This is a genomic window from Cellulophaga sp. RHA19 (genome assembly GCF_002813425.1).
In the GTDB taxonomy this organism is placed as follows: Bacteria; Bacteroidota; Bacteroidia; order Flavobacteriales; family Flavobacteriaceae; genus Cellulophaga.
Map to the genome: position 1 here is coordinate 142,195 of NZ_PHUL01000001.1, position 21,148 is coordinate 163,342.

Consider the following 21,148-nt stretch of genomic DNA (forward strand, 5'->3'; position numbering starts at 1 on the left):
TAGTCTTAACTTAAAACTATGCTTACAGTGCTAAACAACTAATGTTTTGTTAATTTTAATGACAACAATTTTCTTCACAAAATAAAAAAAGGTACATTCGCACAAGCTATGATTTTCAATAAAATTACATTATCGGTTTTTAGCCTTGTAATGATTGGGTTCCTATTACTAGGATCTCAAAACATACATACACTAGCTTACCACTCTGATGATCATAGTGATTCTATAATACATTGTGAGCAATGTGATTTTATTTACACAAACAACCAGACCTCTTTTCTTGATTATGGTTACACCACAATACAGACGCCTTATATTTTTACAAAAGTAAATGCTAGTTTTTATACAGATTACAAGCAGCCACAGGTTAAAAATATAGCTACGTCTTCCTATTTAAACAAACCACCTCCCACAGTTTAATTACCCTCGTTTTTATCTTCTTAAATATTTTTAGAAGATTATTATCATTTACACAACAATACATTATTATGCGCTACACGCTAACAATACTATGTATTTTAGTGTCTCAGTCCTTTTTATTTGCTCAAGACTGCTCTAACATTCTTTTAGGAGAAGTGATAGATTTTCATGACAAAACACCTTTGACAGACGCTATTATACAAGTAAGAGGAAACAAAAAACAAGTTTACACAGATGAATTTGGAAAATTCACCTTAACAAACCTCTGTAACGGTACTTTAGAGTTAGAAATTTCTCATCCAGAATGCACTACTCGTTTTATTACAGTAGAAATTAATGGAAACACCCACAAAAAAATAACTTTAGAACATCATTTAGAACAGTTAAATGAAGTTAAGGTTACAGGATCTACTATTACCGAAACAAATTCTGCTCAAGAGAAAATTTTAAAAACAGAACAATTAGAACGTTTTGGAAGTAGTAACTTAGGTGATGCACTTAAACAAATAAACGGAGTATCTAGCTTAAATACAGGTTCTAACATTGTAAAGCCAATAATACAAGGTCTAAGTGGTAGCCGCATACTTATAATTAATAATGGCACACGTATGCAAGATATGGAATGGGGTGCAGAACACGCCCCAAACATAGATATTAATGCTACCAACAAAGTAACCATTGTTAAAGGAGCTGCTGCACTACAATATGGTGGTGATGCCATAGGAGGAGTTATTTTACTTGGGCAGAATAGAATTCCTAAAAAAGACACTATTTACGGTAAAACATTATTAAATGGAGTATCTAACGGCAGAGGCGGAAACATTTCTACCGAACTTACAAAAGCATATGAAAATGGTTTTTACATTAAAGGACAAGCATCTTATAAAAAATTAGGTGATGCAGAAGCTCCAGATTACATTTTATCTAACACAGGAGTTTCTCAATTTGGCGCTAGCATAGATTTTGGAAAACTTGGTTTTGAGAGTGGCTGGAATGCCTTTTACTCGTACTTTGATACAAACATTGGTATTTTAAGTGCATCTCACATAGGCAATGTAGACGATCTAATAACCGCTATTAATAGTGATGAGCCAAGCAAAATAAGCAGCTTTACCTATAATATTAAAGAACCTAGACAAAGTGTGAAACACCATTTAGGAAAACTTAAGTACTATAAGCGTTTTGAAGGCATAGGAAAACTAAATGTACAATATGACATACAACAAAATCATAGATTTGAGTATGATATACGTGTTGGTGACGACAAGGGAAAAGCCTCTTTAGATCTTAAGCTCACAACACAAACACTAGCTGCAGATATAAATATTGACGCTTTTGAAAAGCAAAAGTTTTCATTTGGAATTGTAGGTAGATATCAAGAAAATTTTCCTGATCCAAAAACTGGTGTACGTCGTTTAATTCCTGACTACGAAAAAGTAGATTTTGGAGTTTTTGCAACTACTGAATATAAACTTTCTGATGCCACTACTCTAGATGCCGGTATTAGGTACGATTACAGTAAAATTGATGCTCAAAAATTTTACATAACATCTAGATGGGAAGAACGAGGTTATGATGAAGATTATAGCGATATAGTTGTTAGCGATCGTGGCACTCAGCTTTTAGTAAACCCTAAATTTAACTACCATAATTTTTCTGCATCTGCTGGCCTAAAACATAAGTTCAGCAATGAAAATCAATTTAGATTTAATTATACATTAGCGCAACGCGCTCCAAATCCAGCTGAATTATTTAGCGATGGTCTTCATCATTCGGCTGCCCGAATTGAATTAGGAGATTTACGTATAAAAAGTGAAACATCACACAGAGTATCCGCAAGCCTAGGAAAAAACACATACACGTGGGGCTACGGGATTGAACCTTACTTAAATTTAATTAATGACTTTATTTTTATAGAGCCAACAGGAGTAGAATTCTCTTTACGAGGAGCATTTCCTGTATGGGAATACAGACAAACAGATGCACGTATGCTTGGTGTAGATGCATCTATCTATAATAATTGGACAGATAACTGGAGAACAGATCATAAATTTTCTATAGTTAAAGGTGTAGACAGGTCTAGCAACACTGCTTTAATTAACATCCCTTCTGCACGTTTACAAAATGGAATTGCATTTACAAAACAAGAGTGGCATAACTTTACTATTGGACTACAGAGCGAGTATGTTTTTCGTCAAAACGAATATCCTGACAATATTATGGTTTACTCACCACAGCAAGACCAAGAAGTGGAACTAAATATAAACACTGCACCAGATGCTTACCACCTATTAAAATTAGACACAGAAATGAAGTTTAACTTAAAAAACAGCAAAGCACTAACTGTTGGTCTAGGCATAAACAATTTATTAGATACAGAATATAGAGACTACCTTAATAGACAACGTTATTTTACAGACGATTTAGGAAGGTCTTTTATACTTAGATTAAAATTTAATTACTAACACTTAAACAATTGATAAAAATGATTAAAAGAAACACAATTTTTAAAAACATTAGAAAAGCAAGTTTAATTGCATTCTCTAGTATTGCTTTAATTTCATGTTCTGATGACGACGACGCTCCAGAAGAACAAAATGAAGAAGAAGTAATAACAACAATAATAGTAAAACTTACACCGGAAGCAGAAGGAACAACACTTACCCTAATATCTAAAGATGATGATGGTAGTGACGGACCTAACGCTCCTGTAGTTGATGTTGAGCAATTAGCCGCTAACACAACCTACAACGCTACTATTACCTTATTAAATGAAACTGAAAGCCCTGCTGAAGACATTACTTTAGAAGTTGAAGAAGAAGATGACGAACACCAATTCTTTTACACTGTATCTGGTGCTATTAGCAGTACAGAATACACAGACATGGATGAAGATGGCAACCCTGTAGGCATAACGTTTACACTTACTACAGGAGATGCTGGCAATGGTACATTAGGCGTAACTTTAAGACACGAGCCTAAAAAACCAAATGATGGTACTTTAGCAGATGCAGCTGGAGCAACAGATGTAGAGCAAACCTTTTCTCTAACTGTAGAGTAATTTACTCTTAAAATTTAAAACTAAAAACTCCCAGATTTCTCTGGGAGTTTTTTAATTATAATAACTTAAATAATGCTAGTCTTTTTTAAGCTCTAGCTTATCTGCAAAATATTCGCAAAAGTCTTTCATTGTAGCAGTCATTTTTTCGTCTTGTGTAGCCTTTAAAAAAGTATCAGACATAGATACTAAGGTTTGATGAAAAAATACTTTCATTTCATCTACAGGCATATCTTTAGTCCATAAGTCTATTTTTAAAGATTCTTGGTTTTTACTATCCCATACAGATAAAAGCATTGCTTTTGCTTCTTCATTCTCTATTCCTCCGTCCTGTGCAGACCAGTTTAAGGTCTCTGGCACTCTGTTTTCATCTAGACCAACAGTTAACTTAATTTCTGATGTATGTATTTTTGACATTTATCTTTGTGGTTTATAATTAGATTTTTTAAAAATTTCTTCAGCAGGCAAGCTCAACATTTGCTGTAAAGTCACCTCATTATTATTCATAAAAGAACGTACAATTTGCCAACCCAAAAAGCGCCCTAATCTTCCTGGCGACTCAATATCTAACTCCAACTGAAACTTAGAGAAAGGAGCCGGATCCAAAAAACGCTTATTTAAATCCTTATCTGTACTATACAAGTATTGATTTTCTATAAAATTACGCCAAATTGGTTCTTCATTTGCAAAGGCCCAATCTAAATCTTCCTCACTATACTTTATTTTTTCTGCATCTGTCACAAAAGGTATTAACTTATCTTTTACATATAACTCTTTACCATAATAGACCAATTGCGCCAAAAAAGTTCTATCTCTTGCAGGATAAGGCACAACTTTTTTAGCAAAAGCATTAGCCACATCTGTAATTAAATATTTTTTACTTAAACCTTCAGCAATATAATTTTGTAGTCCTTGGTAAAATTTATGATCAGCACCTAAGTAATTATCCAAACCCAACAGCAAAAGCTTATTTGTTAGTATAACAGGACTAGCATAATTAACATCAGAAATAACCGTAATTACCTTAGGTTCTACTTCTTCAGGAAAGTAATATTTTACGTGTTGGTAAAATAACCTTAAGTCTTGTTCCTCTTTTTTAAAATCGCCAAAAGCAATATTAACTTCTTTTAACAAAGAAATTTGTAATGTATCTCTTAATTTCTCGACCCATAAACTATCTGGATATTGTGCAGGAAATAAGTAGGGGTACTTTTCCTTTAATACAGGAATATCAGCTGGTTTTGCATCAGCTATTTCCCTATCAAACCTAGCAACATCTAGTGTTACATTAACTTTAGCTATCTGTTTTTCTTCTTTAGATTCTTGTTTACAGCCTACAAAAAAGGCAAAAACAAAAAAAAGTATATAAAATGGTTGTTTCATTTAAAAGTAATTACAGTAACATTTTAATATTTAACTGTTACAGTTTATTTTTACAGGATACAAAGTTAACAGTTTTCAACGTAATAAAGGAATTCTATGCAAACAGAAAAAGTAACAGACCATATTGTTAATTGGCTTAAGGATTATGCAACAAAAGCAAACATTAAAGGATTTGTAATAGGTATATCTGGCGGAATAGATTCTGCCGTTACATCTACGTTGTGTGCCAAAACAGGATTAGAGTTACTTTGCTTAGAAATGCCTATACACCAAGCAGAAAGTCAAGTTACCAGAGCTAGCAAACACATAGACTGGTTACAAAACAATTTTGCCAATGTAAAAAGAGAACAAGTTAATTTAACACCTGTATTTGACAGCTTTATAGACACGTTACCAAATGTAGCTAATGAGGAAGATAGATTTTTATCTTTAGCAAACGCAAGAGCAAGGTTAAGAATGACAACTTTGTATTACTTTGCAGGATTAAACGGCTACTTAGTTGCAGGCACAGGTAATAAAGTTGAAGACTTTGGCGTAGGGTTTTACACTAAATACGGAGATGGCGGAGTTGACTTAAGTCCTATTGCAGATTTAATGAAAAGTGAAGTATATGATATAGCAAAAGTAGCTGGCATTAACTCTGACATTATTAATGCTGCACCTACAGACGGTCTATGGGGAGATGACAGAACTGATGAAGATCAGATTGGAGCATCATACCCGGAGCTAGAGTGGGCAATGATAGAAGACGCTAAAGGAAACACAAAAGATAATTTTACAGGAAGACAACAAGAAGTCTTTATTTTATACAAAAAACTAAACAGTGCTAACCAGCACAAGATGAATCCAATACCAGTTTGTGAGATTCCAAATGACTTAAAATAGTCAGTCATCGCAGATTATGTATTGTAAAACGAAAAAAAGTTAAATAATAGTAAATTCTAACAAAAAAGTTCCATTTTTGTTGAACAAACATACAATTTAACCTTACATCACTTGTCAGAATAAATTTAACATTGACAGGTTATGCTTAAATTTAATTAAAACCAAAAAAAATGAAAACAGTATTTATTGCAGATAGTCACCCTGTTGTGCAAGTGGGCATTACGCAGATGTTGAGTATAGAGACGGGCTTTAAAGTTATTGGCACTGCTAGAACTTCATCAGAACTTTTTGAGAAGCTGGAAAATGAAACTCCAGATATCTTAATGTTAGAGATGGATTTCCCTGAAATTAACGGGATTGCTTGTTTAAGAAAAATGAAGAAGAATCATCCAGACGTAAAAGTACTTATGTACAGTGGACAGTCTGAGGATGTTTATGCTATTAGCTCTATTAGAGCTGGTGCGCAAGGATACTTATCTAAAAACGCAGATTTAGATTATATAGTAGCTGCATTAGAAAAAATTAGTGATGGAAAAATGTTTATCACTAACGAACTAGCGCAAAGACTAGCTTTTGATGAAGGCACACAAAAACCTAGAAGATTATTTAGAAAACTATCTACAAGAGAGATAGAAGTTTTAAAAATGCTTGCTAGCGGAAAAAGAAATAAAGATGTTGCATTAGGTCTTGGCTTAAATGAAAAAACCATTAGCACTTACAAAGCTCGTTTAATGAAAAAATTAAACGTAGATAATATGGTAGACTTATTACAACAAGCAAAAGCATTAGATATTTTTTAGTAAACTAAATTACTAGATCTAATAAAAAAAGCCAGCTATAAGCTGGCTTTTTTTATTTACTTATTTGTCATAACACAATTAGTATTTAACTTAAGGTAATTTGCATAAATTTGTACCTAGAAAACAATTTAGGTTCTAAAATGCTAAAAAAAATATTTAGAAAAATAATGATTACAATTCTAATAATACTAAGCCTTTTAGTGGCTACCTACTTTATATTTACAAATTTTTATCCAAGTTTTGGCGGTGATGTTAGTAAAGAACGAAAAACTACATACCAAAAATCTAAGCAATATAAAAACAATAAATTTAACAACACCTTACCCGTACCTAAAGAGCTGAGCTTCTCTGAAACTCTATCATTAGCCTATAAATTTTTTACGACTAAAGTTAAAAACGGAAGACCCCAAAAAGACTTAACTGTACACAAAATAGACTCAACCAATGTTGCTAATTATAAAAAAGGTACTCGTTTAATATGGTATGGTCATTCATCATTTTTATTACAAATTGATGGCAAAAACATACTATTAGATCCAATGTTAGGTAAAGTTGCAGCACCACACTCACTCTTGGGGGCTAATAGATTTAACAGTGAATTTCCTTTAGCTCTAGAAAAATTAAATAAAATTGATGCTGTTCTTTTTTCTCACGATCATTATGATCATCTAGATTATGAGACAGTAATAAAAATTAAAGATAAGGCACAACACTTTTATGTACCATTAGGAGTTGGTGTACACCTAGAAGCCTGGGGCGTGCCAACAACAAAAATAACAGAGCTAGATTGGTGGCAAGATACTAAGTTAAACAACTTAACTTTTGTTTGCACACCTGCGCAACATTTCTCTGGCCGTAAGTTTAACAACGGGCAAAGCACACTTTGGAGTTCTTGGGTTATACAATCTAAAGAAGATAACATTTACTTTAGTGGAGATAGTGGTTACGCACCACACTTTAAAGAAATAGGCAACATATATGGCCCGTTTGATATTGCTTTAATGGAATGCGGACAATACAACCAAATGTGGGCAGACATACATATGATGCCCGAAGAAACAGCTCAAGCAGGCGTAGATGTGCAAGCTAAAAAAATTGTTCCTATACACTGGGCTGGCTTTAAATTAGCTTTACATAGCTGGACAGATCCTATTGTACGCGTTAAAGCAAAAGCTCTAGAATTAAACTTAGAGGTGCTAACTCCAGAAATTGGTGATGAAATTATAGTAAAAGACTCTATAAACAAAAGCACTAATTGGTGGGAGAAATATTAAAAATAATTATAAACTCATTTAATTAAGAAAGTACTCTGGCTAATTTTTTACCTAGTAAAGAATTTAAGTTTAGGTAATTCATTATTTCTTGTAAAACTTCAGAATTATCTGTGCTTGGATTCTGGGTTTGTTGTTGTAGCTCCCCTATTCTCTTTTTTATCAAATAGCAACGTAGTGTTAAAATAGTTTCACTTACTAATTGACCAATACCTACATCTTTTGCCTTAGGGTAAATTTCTTTACGTCCCCAATCATGCAAAATGTATTTTTCTTCATCCATTAGTATGGATGAAATCTCTGAAACCAAATCTTGATTTAAGCCTCCAATAAACTTGTTAGCCTCAAAATGTTCTTTTTCATTTAAGTTTTCAATCAATTTATAATAAATATCTTTAAACCTTGCATTAGTAAGTTCTATTTCATCTTCTTGTAAGTCTAAATAAATCTTCTCAAAAACACGAGCCTCAACAGTTTCTTTCTCTAAAATAAGATCTCCTTTTTCATCTTCTTTTAGTAGCAAATCATCAAACTGCTGTGTAGTATCACCATACAATAAAAGCAATTCAATTATTTTCTTTTCTAAAACATACTGTACATCTAATTTTTCTTGTACAGGTTCATTTTTAACTACCTGAAAAGGTTTCTGCTCTTGCTTTTTTTGCTTAGCAACATCTGCATCTTCTTTTTTACCAATCTGTGCTAACGTATTAAAAAGTACAGACTCTGAAATGTTCATTAACTGAGCACACTCTTGTATATAAATTTCTTTTTTAATTCGGTCAGGAATTTTAGAAATACTATTTACAATATCGCGTACAGTTTCTGCTTTTTTAATAGGGTCGTTAGCAGTTTCTTTAATTAATAAAGAAGCTTTAAACTGTATAAAATCTTTAGAGTTACTCTCTAAATACTTAAGTACTTCTTCTAAAGAGTTGTTTTTAGAGAAACTATCTGGATCTTCTCCTTCAGGAAAAGTACAAACTCTAACATTCATACCCTGCTCAAGAATCAAATCTATACCACGCAATGATGCACGTAAACCAGCAGCATCACCATCAAACAAAACAGTTATGTTTTTTGTAAGCCTATTTACTAATCTAATTTGGTCTGGTGTAAGCGCAGTACCACTAGACGCTACAACGTTTTGTATACCTCTTTGATGAAACTGTATAACATCTGTATAGCCTTCTACTAAATAACAATTATCTTCTTTTGCAATTTCTTGCTTGGCGTGGTAGATACCGTAAAGTACTTTACTCTTATGGTAAATATCACTCTCTGGAGAGTTTAAATACTTAGCTGCTTTTTTATCATTAGTTAAAATACGCCCCCCAAAACCAAGAACTCTACCGCTCATAGACTGTATAGGGAACATAACACGCCCTTTAAATCTATCAAACTTACGAGCCTCTTTACCCTCTTGCTGCTTAACAATTGTTAAACCTGTCTTCTCTAAATACTCTAACTTATATTTTTTTTCTAAAGCTGTATTGGTAAAAGAATCCCACTGATCTAAACAATAACCAAGACCAAACTTTTTTATTGTTTCATCTGTAAAGCCACGTTCTTTAAAGTAACTTAAACCAATAGCCTTACCCAACTCACGTTCCCATAATACTTCTTCAAAGTATTTTTGAGCATACTCAGACACCAAGTACATACTCTCCTTTTCATTGGCCTGTTCTTTTTGCTCATCTGTACGCTCAGTCTCTTCAATCTCTATATTATACTTTTTAGCCAAGTACTTTATAGCTTCAGGGTAGGTAAAATGCTCGTGCTCCATTAAAAATGCAACTACATTACCTCCTTTACCACTACTAAAATCTTTCCAAATTTGTTTTACAGGAGAAACCATAAAACTTGGTGAGCGCTCATCTGTAAACGGACTTAACCCTTTAAAGTTAGTTCCTGATTTTTTTAACTGTACAAAATCGCCAATAACCTCCTCTAAACGAGAAGTTTCATAAACTTGGTCTATAGTAGATTTAGAAATCAATTTTTAGTAAATTTTAAATAAGAGGGTAAATATAATGAACAAAACTGGCAAAAAATAAACTAATCTAAAATAAGTGTTTTTTGCATACACCCCTGTTTTCAGGGTGTGTATTTTGGCTAGCCAAGGGGTAATTTAAACTCTATAATGGCCGCACCTTTGTAACATCAAAATTAAGTAATCAAAAATTAATCTAAAAAAAATTAAAATTATGAGTTGGGGAATTTCTTTAATATTATTAAGCATTTTAGCTGTACCGTCTTTACTACTTTCTAAAAAACCAAATGCGAAAGAATTACTTGCAAAAATAGAGCCTTACCAAGGATGGATTGGAATGGTGTTTTGTTTCTGGGGAATTTGGGGAATTGTTAGTGCTATTTTAACTATTGGCTGGTTAAGTACTTGGCCAATACTATGGATAACTTATTTAGTAGGAAACATTGTTACTGCTGCCTTAGGATTTATGTTAGGTTTTGGATTGATAAACAAGTATGTACTATCTAAAAACGAAGCTGCAAAAGAAAAAGCAGAAGAATTAAGAGCTAAAATTGCACCTAAGCAAGGGAAATTAGGTTTAGTAGGTCTTATACTTGGAGCTTGGATGATTGTTTCATCATTCTTATTTGTAGTAGCCTAATAACAAACGATACTTATTTGGTTGATAAGGAAAAGAATCTTGACTAGTTTAAATTGTCTCCGTAGTTTTTACTTGCTCAAGGTTCTTTATTTTTACAAATCGAAACAATAAAAAAAAATCCTAAGTTACTTACTTAGGATTTTTCTGTTTTCTACAAATAATTAAAGATCAAAACGCAATCCTAAAGAAATATTATGTTGGTCTACTAAAGCATCTTTAAAAATAGGATTAAGATCATACTTAACATATAATGTTGTATCACCAAAGCCTGCATATGCACTTAAACCATAAATAAGGTCTGATGTGTTGTAATCTCTTTTAAACTTATCTTTTACTTTTTTGCCGTTCTCTTTGTATTTTAATTTTTGACGTGTTCCTATATTAAATCCGCCATAGGCACCAATACCAATTCTAAATTTATTGTCTAAATAATAACGCATTTTTTCTTCTGTTTCTTCTTTTCTAGATGGTCCAAACTCAAAATGCACAGGAAATACCAAGTTATCCATTCTAAGTTTTGATTTGTCTAAATCATACTCAAACTCCTGCAGTTCTGTTTGGTTACCATTCTCTACAAAGTATAAGTTATCATCTAACTTAAGTCCGTTAAACTGAAAAGAGAAACCATAATTTAAACGGACTGCATTAGAGTTTTTAAACAGTCTAGTTCTCCAATTAATTCCCATTTCAAAAAAACGACTACCACCTATTTTATAAGGAGAATCATCTAAAGATTGTCCGTCTATAATTGCATTGTTTAATCCAACAGCCAATACAAGTTCAGACACGGTTCTAACATCATACTTAACTTCTTGTTTTTTAGTTTCACTGTAAAAAATAGATTTGTCGTTAAATTTGATATCAAAAACATCTACCTCTACCTTGGTTGATAATGAATCTAATGAAGCAAGCTTATCTGTACCATTACGCTCTAATAATGATATTTTATTATCTATAATAGCAACCCTATTCTCTATATTTAAAGCTCTATTTTTTGCTGCCTCAGTTTTTAAATTTTGCGCCTGTTGTGCTGTTATTTCATTTTTCTCTAAACGCTTAGTTATAGCTTCTATTTCTGTTTTTAGTGCCTCTTTTTCATACAATCTAATTTGTTCTTTTTCTTTTAACAATAGATCTATTTTAGATTTAATTTGTTCTTGAGCAAATGATAGTTGCACACAAAAAACTGCTATAATTAATAAAATGTAATGTGTTGTTTTTTTCATAATAATTAAATTTTAGATGTGTTTTACTATTCCCCTAGCATATTGCAAACACAATAAGCTAGAAGAAAATATAAAACTCTGATTGATGAATGTTTATTTGTTAGTTAGTACGTGCGGCTACCGCAGTTTTTAATTTAAGGTAACGCCTTTTAAGGTTGTCAAAAATTTTATCTCTAAAGCTTACATCTAATTCACTTTCTGCTTCTATTAGTAAGGCCATAGCGTCTACAGACATACCTGCTTTAATTGCTTTTTCTGCTAAAATTTCTTGTTGCGCATTACGTAGTAAAGAGTCTACTTCTGCATCTGTAACTGCAATATTATTTTCCTCTAGCAAGGCTAGTTTCTCCATTACAACATTTAGCCTTGCATCTATAATTGTTTTCTGTGGCTGGTTAACTTTTAATTGTTTATTCGTTTTTTCATTTGCAACTATCTCTACCTGTTCAGTTCTTTTAAATTGATTCTCTGGAGTTTCAATTTTTGTATTCTGCTTAATTATAGTGTTTTTCTCTTCTTTTATAGTTATCTCTTTAGATGCTACAACAGTTGTATTCTCTTCTTTAAAAGGTGCATTAGTTTTTAAAATTGATTTTTTACTATCATCTACTTTATCTGTACCTACCACTTGCGGCTTACTGTTACTAGATGTAGGCGTATTAAAAAACCAAACAGATGCTATTAATAAGCCTATTAAACACGCTGCTATTGCAAAATATGCAGATTTGTTATTTTTACGTTTTTCAGGCTTATTTTCTAGACCTACAGCTATTTTAGACCACGCATTTTTAGATGGTTGAATCTCCCGATCTTGTAGCTTATCTTTTAAATGTTCTTCAAATTTTAAAGGTGCCATTGTTTTATTTTTTTAAGACTCTATTGTTAATGAATCTGATTCTTTAATTTTTTCTAATTTCTCTTGCAGCATTTTCCTAGCTTTAAACAATTGAGATCTAGATGTGTTTTCTGAAATATGCAACTGCTCTGCAATTTCTGAATGTTTATACCCTTCTATTGCATACATTACAAAAACTATTTTATAGCCTTCTGGCAAAGCATCTATTAGCAACTGTACTTGTTCTACATCTAAATCTGGTGTGCTAGTAATGTGCTTTGGTGCAGAGCGCTCATAAACTTCATCATCAAAAACTATATGCTGTTTTTTACGTAAAAAAGTAATACTCTCCCTAACCATAATTTTACGAACCCATCCTTCAAAACTACCTTCAAACTTAAAAGTATCTAAGTACTTAAATACTTTTAAAAATGCACTTACCATAACATCTTCTGCAAATTGCAGATCTTTTATGTATTGCCTACATACCCCTAGCATTTTAGGAGCGTATTTATTATACAAACGCTCTTGCGCCTCCCTGTCTGCAGCAGCTGCTTTTTTAATAAGCGTATTCTCGTTATTGTAAAGTTTAATAATTTTCACAGTGATGGTGTTCTATAAGTATAGACAACAAACATTACTGTAACGTTGCCCAGAAAATAAATTTATTTTAAAATAAACTACAACGAATTGAATATCAAGCAAATAAAATTGTTATTTTTTTCTATCTACTACGTAATTTACCATTAGTTCTAGCGAACTTTTATAATCGGACTCTGGATATTTACTTAATAAAGCAAGAGCTTCGGTTTTAAAAGACATCATTTTCTCTTCAGCATAAGCTAAACCACCACTATCTTTCACAAAATTAATTACCTCTTTAACTCGTTTTTTGTCTTTATTATGTTTTTTAACTGAGTTTATTAACCAGTTTTTCTCTTTTTTTGTGCAGTTATTTAGTGTATAAATTAAAGGAAGCGTCATTTTCTGCTCCTTAATATCTATCCCCGTAGGCTTACCAATTGCCTCTTCTCCATAATCAAACAAATCATCTTTTATTTGAAAAGCCATACCTATTAGTTCTCCAAATTTCCTAAATGTTTCTACATCATCAGAATCTGGATTTACAGAACAAGCTCCTAAACTACAGCAAGCCGCAATAAGTGTAGCTGTTTTTTGTCTAATTATTTCGTAGTAAATATCTTCGGTAATATCTAGTTTACGTGCTTTTTCAATTTGCAACAACTCACCTTCACTCATTTCGCGTACAGCTACTGAAATAATTTTAAGAAGGTCAAAATCACCATTATCAATAGAAAGCAACAATCCTTTAGACAGTAAAAAATCGCCAACAAGTACTGCAATTTTATTTTTCCAAAGTGCATTTACAGAGAAAAAACCACGACGCTTGTTACTATCATCTACAACATCATCATGTACCAAAGTAGCTGTATGTATTAACTCTATAACAGATGCTCCACGGTAAGTACGTTCGTTTACTTTGCCACCAGAAACCAATTTTGCTGTTAAAAACACAAACATTGGCCGCATTTGCTTTCCTTTTCTGTTTACAATATAGTATGTAATTCTGTTAAGTAAGGCCACTTTAGAAGACATAGATTCGTGAAACTTTTTTTCAAAAAGCTCCATTTCTTTGTTTACTGGGTCCTTTATTTGTGCTACTATTTTCAAAAAGGCAATTAGTTAAATTTGGAAAGGTAAAAGTAATTAAAATATTATATTCATAAGCTATGTTTTACATTTTAGTAATATAATGGGCTACCCCTGAAAACAGGGGTAAAACTTTCCCTACAAAAAGGTCTATTTAATCATAAAAATAGCTTCATCTTTGCCATATAATTATTAACAATAACAATTTTAAAAATCACACTAAGATGAAAAAAAATCTATTTGTAGCAGCAATGTTACTTTTTAGCTGTAGCGCAATTGTAAATGCTCAAAAACTTAAAAAATTTGGAAGTTCTGTTGAGAAGAAAATAGGACCAAAAACAATTAAAGTTCCTTACACAGATAATATTAGCTACTTAGGTTATGCATCTCCAGGTAATGAAGATGAAGTTAAAGACAATAAAAAGTTTTACTACATATACGTTTGGGTACCTTTAGCTGCTCCAGAATTAGGAGTAAGAATGGTTTCGCCTGCAAATGGTGATAAAATTAAAAATGCTGTTAAATCTGCAGATTTTGATGAGCACGCTTCTACAAAAGACTTTTTTGACACATACATTACTTTAGAAAGATCTGATATTGTTTCTGCTGATAAAGTTACTACAGAAGGAGCTAAAAGCGCTAACTGGGTTACTTTAGCATCTAATGATGATACATCTGAATTACCTAAGCAACCAAGTGGTAGCAGCTACAACTCTTTGTTACGTTACAAAAGTGAAATGAGCAACCCTACAAAAGCATTAACTGCTGGTTTATACAGAGTTGGTTTTACAACTTACAAAAGAGGTGAAGTTAAAGGAACATTTTTAGCCGAAGTTGCTGCTCCAATAAAAATACCAGGAGTTGTTATGGCAAAAACTATAGATGAGTTAAAAGCTCAAATGAAATAAAAAGAACATTGTGGTTAATGTGTTTTTTTAGAAAAAGGCAGGTGATTTATTTCATCTGCCTTTTTAGCTTTTATTAGCTAACTGTCCGCAAGCAGCATCTATATCTTTACCTCTAGAACGCCTAACAGTAACTGTTATACCATTGCGTTCTAATGTTGCAACATACATATCTATGGCCTTACTAGCAGCTTGCTGAAACTCACCATCGTCTATAGGATTGTATTCTATTAAATTGACTTTTGATGGTGCAAATTTGCAAAAATCTACCAATGCATTAGCGTCATTCTGTGTATCATTAATACCATCCCAAACTACATACTCATACGTAATTCTACTTTTTGTTTTAGAATACCAATATTGTAACGCTTCTCTTAAATCTTTTAATGGAAACGATGCATTAAAAGGCATTATAGATGTTCTAATTTCATCTATAGCAGAATGTAATGATACTGCAAGCTTAAACTTAACCTCATCATCTGCCATTTTCTTAATCATTTTAGGAACACCTGAGGTAGACACTATAATTCTTTTAGGTGACATTCCTAAACCTTCTGGAGACGTAATCTTATCTATAGCTTTTAGAACGTTATTATAGTTCATTAAAGGTTCTCCCATACCCATAAACACAATGTTACTTAGTTTACGGTCAAAATACAATCTACTTTCATTATCTATAGCAACTACTTGGTCATAAATCTCATCTGGATTTAAGTTTCGCATACGCTTTAACCTAGATGTTGCACAAAACCTACAGTCTAAACTACAACCAACCTGACTAGATACACAGGCTGTGGTTCTTGTTTTTGTTGGTATTAATACAGATTCTACTATTAAATTGTCATGTAATTTTACTGCGTTTTTTATAGTACCGTCACTACTACGCTGCATCTGATCTACCTTAATATGGTTTATAACAAAGTTAGCATCTAACTGTTGCCTAGTTTCTTTAGACAAGTTTGTCATAGCCTCAAAAGAGTGTGCTCCTTTTTGCCACAACCACTCGTACACCTGGTTTCCTCTAAAGGCTTTGTCTCCTTGAGCTACAAAAAATGCCCTAATTTGTTCCTTAGTTAAGGCTCGTATGTCTTTCTTCTTAATTGTTTCCACAGTACTAAAGGTAGTAGATAAAAGTTAATCCCGCCAATTTCTATACAAATAGAAAGCTGACGGGATTTTAATTGTATGTATTAAAATGTTAATTATATAATTAACATTGCATCTCCGTAAGAGTAAAATTTGTAGCTTTCTAAAATAGCCTCTTTGTATGCTTTTTTCATAAGGTCATGACCTACAAAAGCAGAAACCATCATTAACAAAGTAGACTTTGGTAAGTGAAAGTTTGTTACCATAGAATTAGCAATACTAAAATCATAAGGAGGAAAAATAAATTTATTTGTCCATCCTTCATACGTATTTAAGTGTCCGTTAGAAGAAACAGCACTTTCTAAACCACGCATTGCTGTTGTACCAATAGCACAAATTCTACGCTTACCATCTATAGCAGAGTTTACTACTTCTGTTGCTTTTTCATCTATAACCAACTCTTCACTATCCATTTTATGTTTAGATAAATCTTCTACCTCTACCGGGTTAAAAGTACCTAAACCAACATGTAAAGTTAACTCTGCAAAATCTACACCTTTAATTTCTAATCTCTTTAATAAGTGTTTAGAAAAGTGTAAACCTGCTGTTGGCGCAGCTACAGCACCTTCGTGCTTAGCATATATTGTTTGGTAACGATCCTCATCTGTCTCCTCTACATCTCTTTTAATGTATTTAGGAAGTGGAGTTTCGCCTAAATCTTTTAATTTTTGTCTAAAGTCTGTATAAGAACCATCATATAAAAAGCGTAATGTTCTACCTCTAGATGTTGTGTTATCTATAACCTCAGCTACTAGAGTTTCATCATCACCAAAATATAATTTATTACCAATTCTTATTTTACGAGCAGGATCTACTAAAACATCCCATAAACGTTGTTCTGCATTTAACTCACGTAATAAAAACACTTCAATTCTTGCTCCAGTTTTTTCTTTATTACCGTATAAACGAGCAGGAAAAACTTTAGTATTGTTTAAAACCATTACATCACCTTCATCAAAATAGTTGATTAGGTCCTTAAACATTTTGTGTTCAATTTTACCGGTTTCTCTATGTATTACCATCAATTTAGCTTCATCCCTGTGTTCTGATGGATACTCGGCTAACAAATTGTCTGGAAGTTCAAAATTAAAGCTAGATAATTTCATTTAGTATTTTTTATGATGTTAACGGTTATACATAACCAATGAAAACTAAAAAGATATTTATTTTTATGTTAATAAAAAAGCACCCAATGTTTTACCATTTAGTGCATATTTTCTTAATTTTTGTTTTATGCGATTGCAAATATACTATCCTAGCATAGGCGTTGTCAAGTAAAACGCCAATTAAATAACAATATACCAGTATTTAGGCCTCTTTTATGCCAAATTTAAGCTGTTTTAAATCTGTCCAGAAATCTGGGTACGATTTTGACACTACTCCTGCATCATTAATAAAAATTGTTGTTTTTAAAGCCAAAGGAGCAAACGCCATTCCCATTCTGTGGTCATTGTACGTATCTATAGCAATGTCTTTATTAATTTTAGATGTTGATTTTATAGTTAAAGTTTTGTCTGTAACCTCTATAGACGCTCCTAATTTTGTCAGTTCTATTTTTAGAGCTTCCAACCTATCTGTTTCTTTAATTTTTAAAGTATGCAAACCTGTTAAATGGCATCCTAAACCTAACCCAAATGTAGTTACCGCTATTGTTTGCGCAATATCTGGGGCATTGCTAAGGTCTTTTGTAATTTCTTGTGTTTCTTTATCTGTTATCTTTTTTAAAATCACTTTATTATCTAAAAAAGTAGTTTCTACTCCAAAGTCTGTGTAAATATCAGCCAAAACACTATCTCCTTGCAAACTATCTTTTTTATATGCCGATAAGCTAATCTCGGTACCAACAGCAGACATTGCAACAATACTGTAATAGTAAGATGCCGAGCTCCAATCTGACTCTACAACCAATGTAGTATCACTAACAGATTTTTTTGACTCAACCTTAATAGTATTACCCTTAAAAGAGTTTTTTACTCCTATTTGAGTAAGTAGAGCAAGTGTCATTTTTATATAAGGCACAGAGGTAATTTTACCTACCAACTCTAACTCTAATCCATTATCTAAACTTGGAGCTGTTAATAATAATGAAGAAATATACTGGCTACTAATATTAGCTGGCAAACTAACTTTTTGCTGCGTTATTTTTTTACCTTTTATGTGTAAGGGAGGATAACCACTGTTTTCTAAATAAGTAATATCTGCCCCTAAAGATGTTAATGCATCTACTAAAACACCAATTGGCCTCTCTGTCATACGTTTAGACCCTGTAAGCACGACCTCTTTACCATCTTGACAAGAAAAATACGTAGTTAAAAAACGCATTGCTGTACCTGCGTGATGAATATCTACTTCTCCTTTAGATACCTTAATCCCTTTACGCATAACAACTGCATCATCAGAATTAGAAAGGTTTTCTATTTTTATATTTGGATATAGGGCCTGTAACAATAACAAACGATTAGACTCACTTTTACTTCCTGTTATTTTAATAGCAGAATTTAATGTTTTGTTTTCTGGGGCTGACAAATGTAATTTCAATGTAAAAGACTTTAAGTGATTAAAAATAAGAACTTATTTTAATTTTTTATTATTGTGATGACGATCGTGATCTCTTTTTGTTTTAAGATCTAACTTTTTATCAAAAGCATCTTGCAAGTTTATACCTGTTTGGTTTGCAAGACAAAGCACAACAAACATAACGTCTGCTAGTTCTTCACCTAAATCTTTATTTTTATCAGACTCTTTTTCGCTTTGTTCTCCGTATCTACGCGCAATAATACGTGCCACTTCACCTACTTCCTCTGTAAGCTGAGCCATATTTGTAAGCTCGTTAAAATAGCGAACTCCGTGTTCCTTAATCCAATTATCTACAGCTTCTTGTGCGTTTTCTATGTTCATTATATTTTTGTTAAAACTACCTTTTCATTTTCTTTTTCAATAAGTAATTTAAAGTAATTTTTTACCGCAGCATAATAATCTGGCGTTACAATTGCCTTATTTATAGATTCTTTTACTAATAAGTGGACCTGATTATTTTTTTGGTTCACATTAAAAGTAAAAGATCCTAATTGCTCTGGTAAAGCTATACTTTTTACTTCTGGCAAAGTTTCTACTTTATATCCTGCAGGAATTTCTACAATAATTCTATAGGTTGTTTCTGTTGGATAACTAAAATCTATTGGATAACTCCTTTTTTCTAACTTAAAAGGGTTGCTTTTAGATCTGTAAAAAAACATTGGAGAAAAATAAATTTTATCACCAATAACATCTGCCTGACTTTCTTTTACAAATTTATAACTTTCAAGGATTGGTTTACTTAAATCTGTACTGTTTTTTACTTCAAAATCAGATATTTCTAAATCTAGAGCCTTTTCAATCTTTTCTATATAACTATCTTCATCTGCCTCATTGTAATTATTGCGATAAATCCTTGCATTATGAAGCTTAGCAACTTTTCTAACTGCACCAGATAGCACTCCGTTCTCATCTAACTTAGATGTCATCATTATAACTTTAGTAGATTGTTCATTAGGGTATAAACTTATTGTAGAAGAACCTCCATCTTTACTAATGATCCTTCCCTCCCAATTTAACACTCTTGTAGGCATTACATTAGGCATATTATAGATACTTGTTGCATCTAACAATACTATTCCTCTATCTGTTTTTATAGCAGAAACAACATAATTATAGCCTTCTCTAGTAGGAAATATTGGTATACCATTACCTCTAGTACTTACTAAAACAGGATATGCATCTAAACCGGCATACCTAAGCATAGAGGTTAGCATTAAGTTTATATCTGCAACATTACCAACACTTTCTTTATAAGCTTTACGTACTCCATTATATGTGTACTTACCATAAATACCATTCCACTTTACTTTACTTTTTACAAAATTATAAATTAATGCCGCTTTTTGCATTGGATCTGTAATTGAAGCAATCAACATATCTATATCTTGATTATAATAACCTGTTTTATTTAACTCTACGCCAAAACTAGGGCTATCATAAATTGTCTTTACTACATTCTTCCAAGTTGATGAATAATATTTAGGAATACTGTTAGGGTACTGCACAGAAGAAAGTTCATACTTTACGGCTGCTCTATAATTATCTATGTTATTTATATATGGTTCTTCTTTTAGAGCAGGAATATCTACTAGATTGTAAATATGCTTGTTTTCAAAAAAATCTACTTTATCCGAATTAAAATTTGTACTTACTGTTGCCCCTCTTGCTTCTCTACTTTTACTTTTTATAGTAATACCAGAATTAACTCTAGTTACCTTTGGATATATACCAAGATAACCTTTAGAATTTAACTTAAAGTTGTAATATTCTGGTGAAGAAAAAGAAGCTTCTATTTTATTTGCAGGTATACTGTGTTGAAAAATATAATCATCTACATTATATATGAACGGAGAGTTGATTCTATACTTATATTCTATTACACTACCATCTTTTATATTTGGCATTGTAAATTTTGTTTGGTCATAAAATTCTGATAACTCGGATTCAAAAATACCGTCCTTCTTCAACTTTGTTTCTTCTATATCACCATCAACTATATTATAGGTGATAGCTTTTAATCCCATAACTCTTTCCCTATTTCCCTGAGATGCTTTATAAAGCCTAATAGGCTTTGTAGCAAAATCATAACCATCTTTATTATAAATTTTAACTCTTTCAAATACCTCTGTAACTAATTCAAAACCGTTAGCATTATCATATTTAAAATAACTGCTTCTTTTTTTATATAAATAAGCTGCACTTGCAGATGAGTCTAAAGGATGTACCTTTTCATTTAGTTCTTGAATAGATACTTTTCCAAAATCATAATCTTGAGCAGAAATTAAGCTAATGGTTAAACTGAATAGTACTACTAAACTGTATTTTTTAATCATAATAA

General features: G+C 32.1%; 20 protein-coding genes. 8 read left to right on the forward strand and 12 right to left on the reverse strand.

The window, feature by feature from the left end; all coding sequences use genetic code 11:
* Nucleotides 1-108: 108 nt before the first annotated feature.
* From AX016_RS00635 to AX016_RS00645, 3 genes are all read left to right on the forward strand, one after another.
* Nucleotides 109-420 (forward strand): hypothetical protein, encoded by a 312-nt coding sequence (locus AX016_RS00635; protein ID WP_157811047.1) that lies wholly within the window; start codon nt 109-111, stop codon nt 418-420.
* A 68-nt stretch (nt 421-488) separates the two neighbouring features.
* On the forward strand, nt 489-2,885 hold the full coding sequence (locus tag AX016_RS00640; RefSeq protein ID WP_100893756.1) for a TonB-dependent receptor: 2,397 nt from the start codon (nt 489-491) through the stop codon (nt 2,883-2,885).
* A gap of 20 nt (nt 2,886-2,905) precedes the next feature.
* A complete protein-coding gene (locus tag AX016_RS00645) occupies nt 2,906-3,481 on the forward strand; it encodes a type 1 periplasmic binding fold superfamily protein (RefSeq protein ID WP_100893757.1) in 576 nt (191 codons plus the stop codon).
* A 75-nt stretch (nt 3,482-3,556) separates the two neighbouring features.
* On the opposite strand, the gene gldC is transcribed toward AX016_RS00645, so the two are convergent.
* Together gldC and gldB are read right to left on the reverse strand one after the other, a co-directional pair.
* Entirely contained in the window at nt 3,557-3,895 is a 339-nt protein-coding gene (gldC, locus tag AX016_RS00650) for a gliding motility protein GldC (RefSeq protein ID WP_100893758.1), read from the reverse strand.
* Nucleotides 3,896-4,861 carry a gliding motility lipoprotein GldB gene (gene gldB, locus AX016_RS00655; protein WP_100893759.1) on the reverse strand — a complete coding sequence of 322 codons (966 nt, stop codon included), beginning with the start codon at nt 4,859-4,861 and terminating at the stop codon, nt 3,896-3,898.
* Between the two features lie 96 nt (nt 4,862-4,957).
* Here gldB and nadE point away from each other — a divergent pair, with 96 nt between their 5' ends.
* The 3 genes from nadE (at nt 4,958) to AX016_RS00670 (ending at nt 7,820) form a co-directional block, all read left to right on the forward strand.
* Nucleotides 4,958-5,746, forward strand: a complete 789-nt coding sequence (gene nadE / locus AX016_RS00660; RefSeq protein ID WP_100893760.1) for an NAD(+) synthase — start codon at nt 4,958-4,960, stop codon at nt 5,744-5,746.
* Between the two features lie 170 nt (nt 5,747-5,916).
* The gene (locus AX016_RS00665; RefSeq protein WP_013621571.1) at nt 5,917-6,546 is read left to right on the forward strand and encodes a response regulator; all 630 of its coding nucleotides are present in this window, start codon (nt 5,917-5,919) and stop codon (nt 6,544-6,546) included.
* A gap of 167 nt (nt 6,547-6,713) precedes the next feature.
* Complete coding sequence (locus AX016_RS00670) at nt 6,714-7,820, forward strand: MBL fold metallo-hydrolase (protein WP_100896774.1); 1,107 nt, start codon at nt 6,714-6,716, stop codon at nt 7,818-7,820.
* Nucleotides 7,821-7,842: 22 nt separating this feature from the next.
* Here AX016_RS00670 and dnaG read toward each other — a convergent pair whose 3' ends face one another.
* The gene (gene dnaG / locus AX016_RS00675; protein ID WP_100893761.1) at nt 7,843-9,816 is read right to left on the reverse strand and encodes a DNA primase; all 1,974 of its coding nucleotides are present in this window, start codon (nt 9,814-9,816) and stop codon (nt 7,843-7,845) included.
* 208 nt (nt 9,817-10,024) lie between these two features.
* Between dnaG and AX016_RS00680 the strand changes: the two genes are divergently transcribed.
* Nucleotides 10,025-10,450, forward strand: coding sequence for a hypothetical protein (locus tag AX016_RS00680; protein WP_100893762.1), 426 nt, complete (start codon nt 10,025-10,027; stop codon nt 10,448-10,450).
* Nucleotides 10,451-10,611: 161 nt separating this feature from the next.
* Here the strand turns inward: AX016_RS00680 and AX016_RS00685 are convergent, their stop codons facing one another.
* The 4 genes from AX016_RS00685 to AX016_RS00700 form a co-directional block, all read right to left on the reverse strand.
* Entirely contained in the window at nt 10,612-11,676 is a 1,065-nt protein-coding gene (locus AX016_RS00685) for a hypothetical protein (RefSeq protein ID WP_100893763.1), read from the reverse strand.
* A gap of 100 nt (nt 11,677-11,776) precedes the next feature.
* Nucleotides 11,777-12,532 (reverse strand): hypothetical protein, encoded by a 756-nt coding sequence (locus tag AX016_RS00690; protein ID WP_100893764.1) that lies wholly within the window; start codon nt 12,530-12,532, stop codon nt 11,777-11,779.
* 12 nt (nt 12,533-12,544) lie between these two features.
* The gene (locus AX016_RS00695; RefSeq protein WP_100893765.1) at nt 12,545-13,114 is read right to left on the reverse strand and encodes an RNA polymerase sigma factor; all 570 of its coding nucleotides are present in this window, start codon (nt 13,112-13,114) and stop codon (nt 12,545-12,547) included.
* A gap of 111 nt (nt 13,115-13,225) precedes the next feature.
* Nucleotides 13,226-14,203 (reverse strand): polyprenyl synthetase family protein, encoded by a 978-nt coding sequence (locus tag AX016_RS00700; protein ID WP_100893766.1) that lies wholly within the window; start codon nt 14,201-14,203, stop codon nt 13,226-13,228.
* A gap of 203 nt (nt 14,204-14,406) precedes the next feature.
* On the opposite strand from AX016_RS00700, the gene AX016_RS00705 reads away from it, so the two are divergent.
* Nucleotides 14,407-15,090 carry a Lipl32 family lipoprotein gene (locus tag AX016_RS00705; RefSeq protein WP_100893767.1) on the forward strand — a complete coding sequence of 228 codons (684 nt, stop codon included), beginning with the start codon at nt 14,407-14,409 and terminating at the stop codon, nt 15,088-15,090.
* 63 nt (nt 15,091-15,153) lie between these two features.
* Here the strand turns inward: AX016_RS00705 and rlmN are convergent, their stop codons facing one another.
* From rlmN to AX016_RS00730, 5 genes are all read right to left on the reverse strand, one after another.
* On the reverse strand, nt 15,154-16,197 hold the full coding sequence (gene rlmN / locus AX016_RS00710) for a 23S rRNA (adenine(2503)-C(2))-methyltransferase RlmN (RefSeq protein ID WP_100893768.1): 1,044 nt from the start codon (nt 16,195-16,197) through the stop codon (nt 15,154-15,156).
* A 92-nt stretch (nt 16,198-16,289) separates the two neighbouring features.
* Complete coding sequence (queA, locus tag AX016_RS00715; protein ID WP_100893769.1) at nt 16,290-17,339, reverse strand: tRNA preQ1(34) S-adenosylmethionine ribosyltransferase-isomerase QueA; 1,050 nt, start codon at nt 17,337-17,339, stop codon at nt 16,290-16,292.
* A gap of 202 nt (nt 17,340-17,541) precedes the next feature.
* Nucleotides 17,542-18,771: a 3-phosphoshikimate 1-carboxyvinyltransferase gene (locus AX016_RS00720; protein ID WP_100893770.1), complete on the reverse strand. Its 1,230-nt coding sequence runs from the start codon at nt 18,769-18,771 to the stop codon at nt 17,542-17,544.
* A 33-nt stretch (nt 18,772-18,804) separates the two neighbouring features.
* Nucleotides 18,805-19,131, reverse strand: a complete 327-nt coding sequence (locus tag AX016_RS00725) for a nucleotide pyrophosphohydrolase (protein WP_100893771.1) — start codon at nt 19,129-19,131, stop codon at nt 18,805-18,807.
* Nucleotides 19,131-21,143 carry a transglutaminase domain-containing protein gene (locus AX016_RS00730; protein WP_100893772.1) on the reverse strand — a complete coding sequence of 671 codons (2,013 nt, stop codon included), beginning with the start codon at nt 21,141-21,143 and terminating at the stop codon, nt 19,131-19,133. Before AX016_RS00730 ends, AX016_RS00725 begins: the two co-directional genes overlap by 1 nt.
* Nucleotides 21,144-21,148 lie beyond the last annotated feature (5 nt).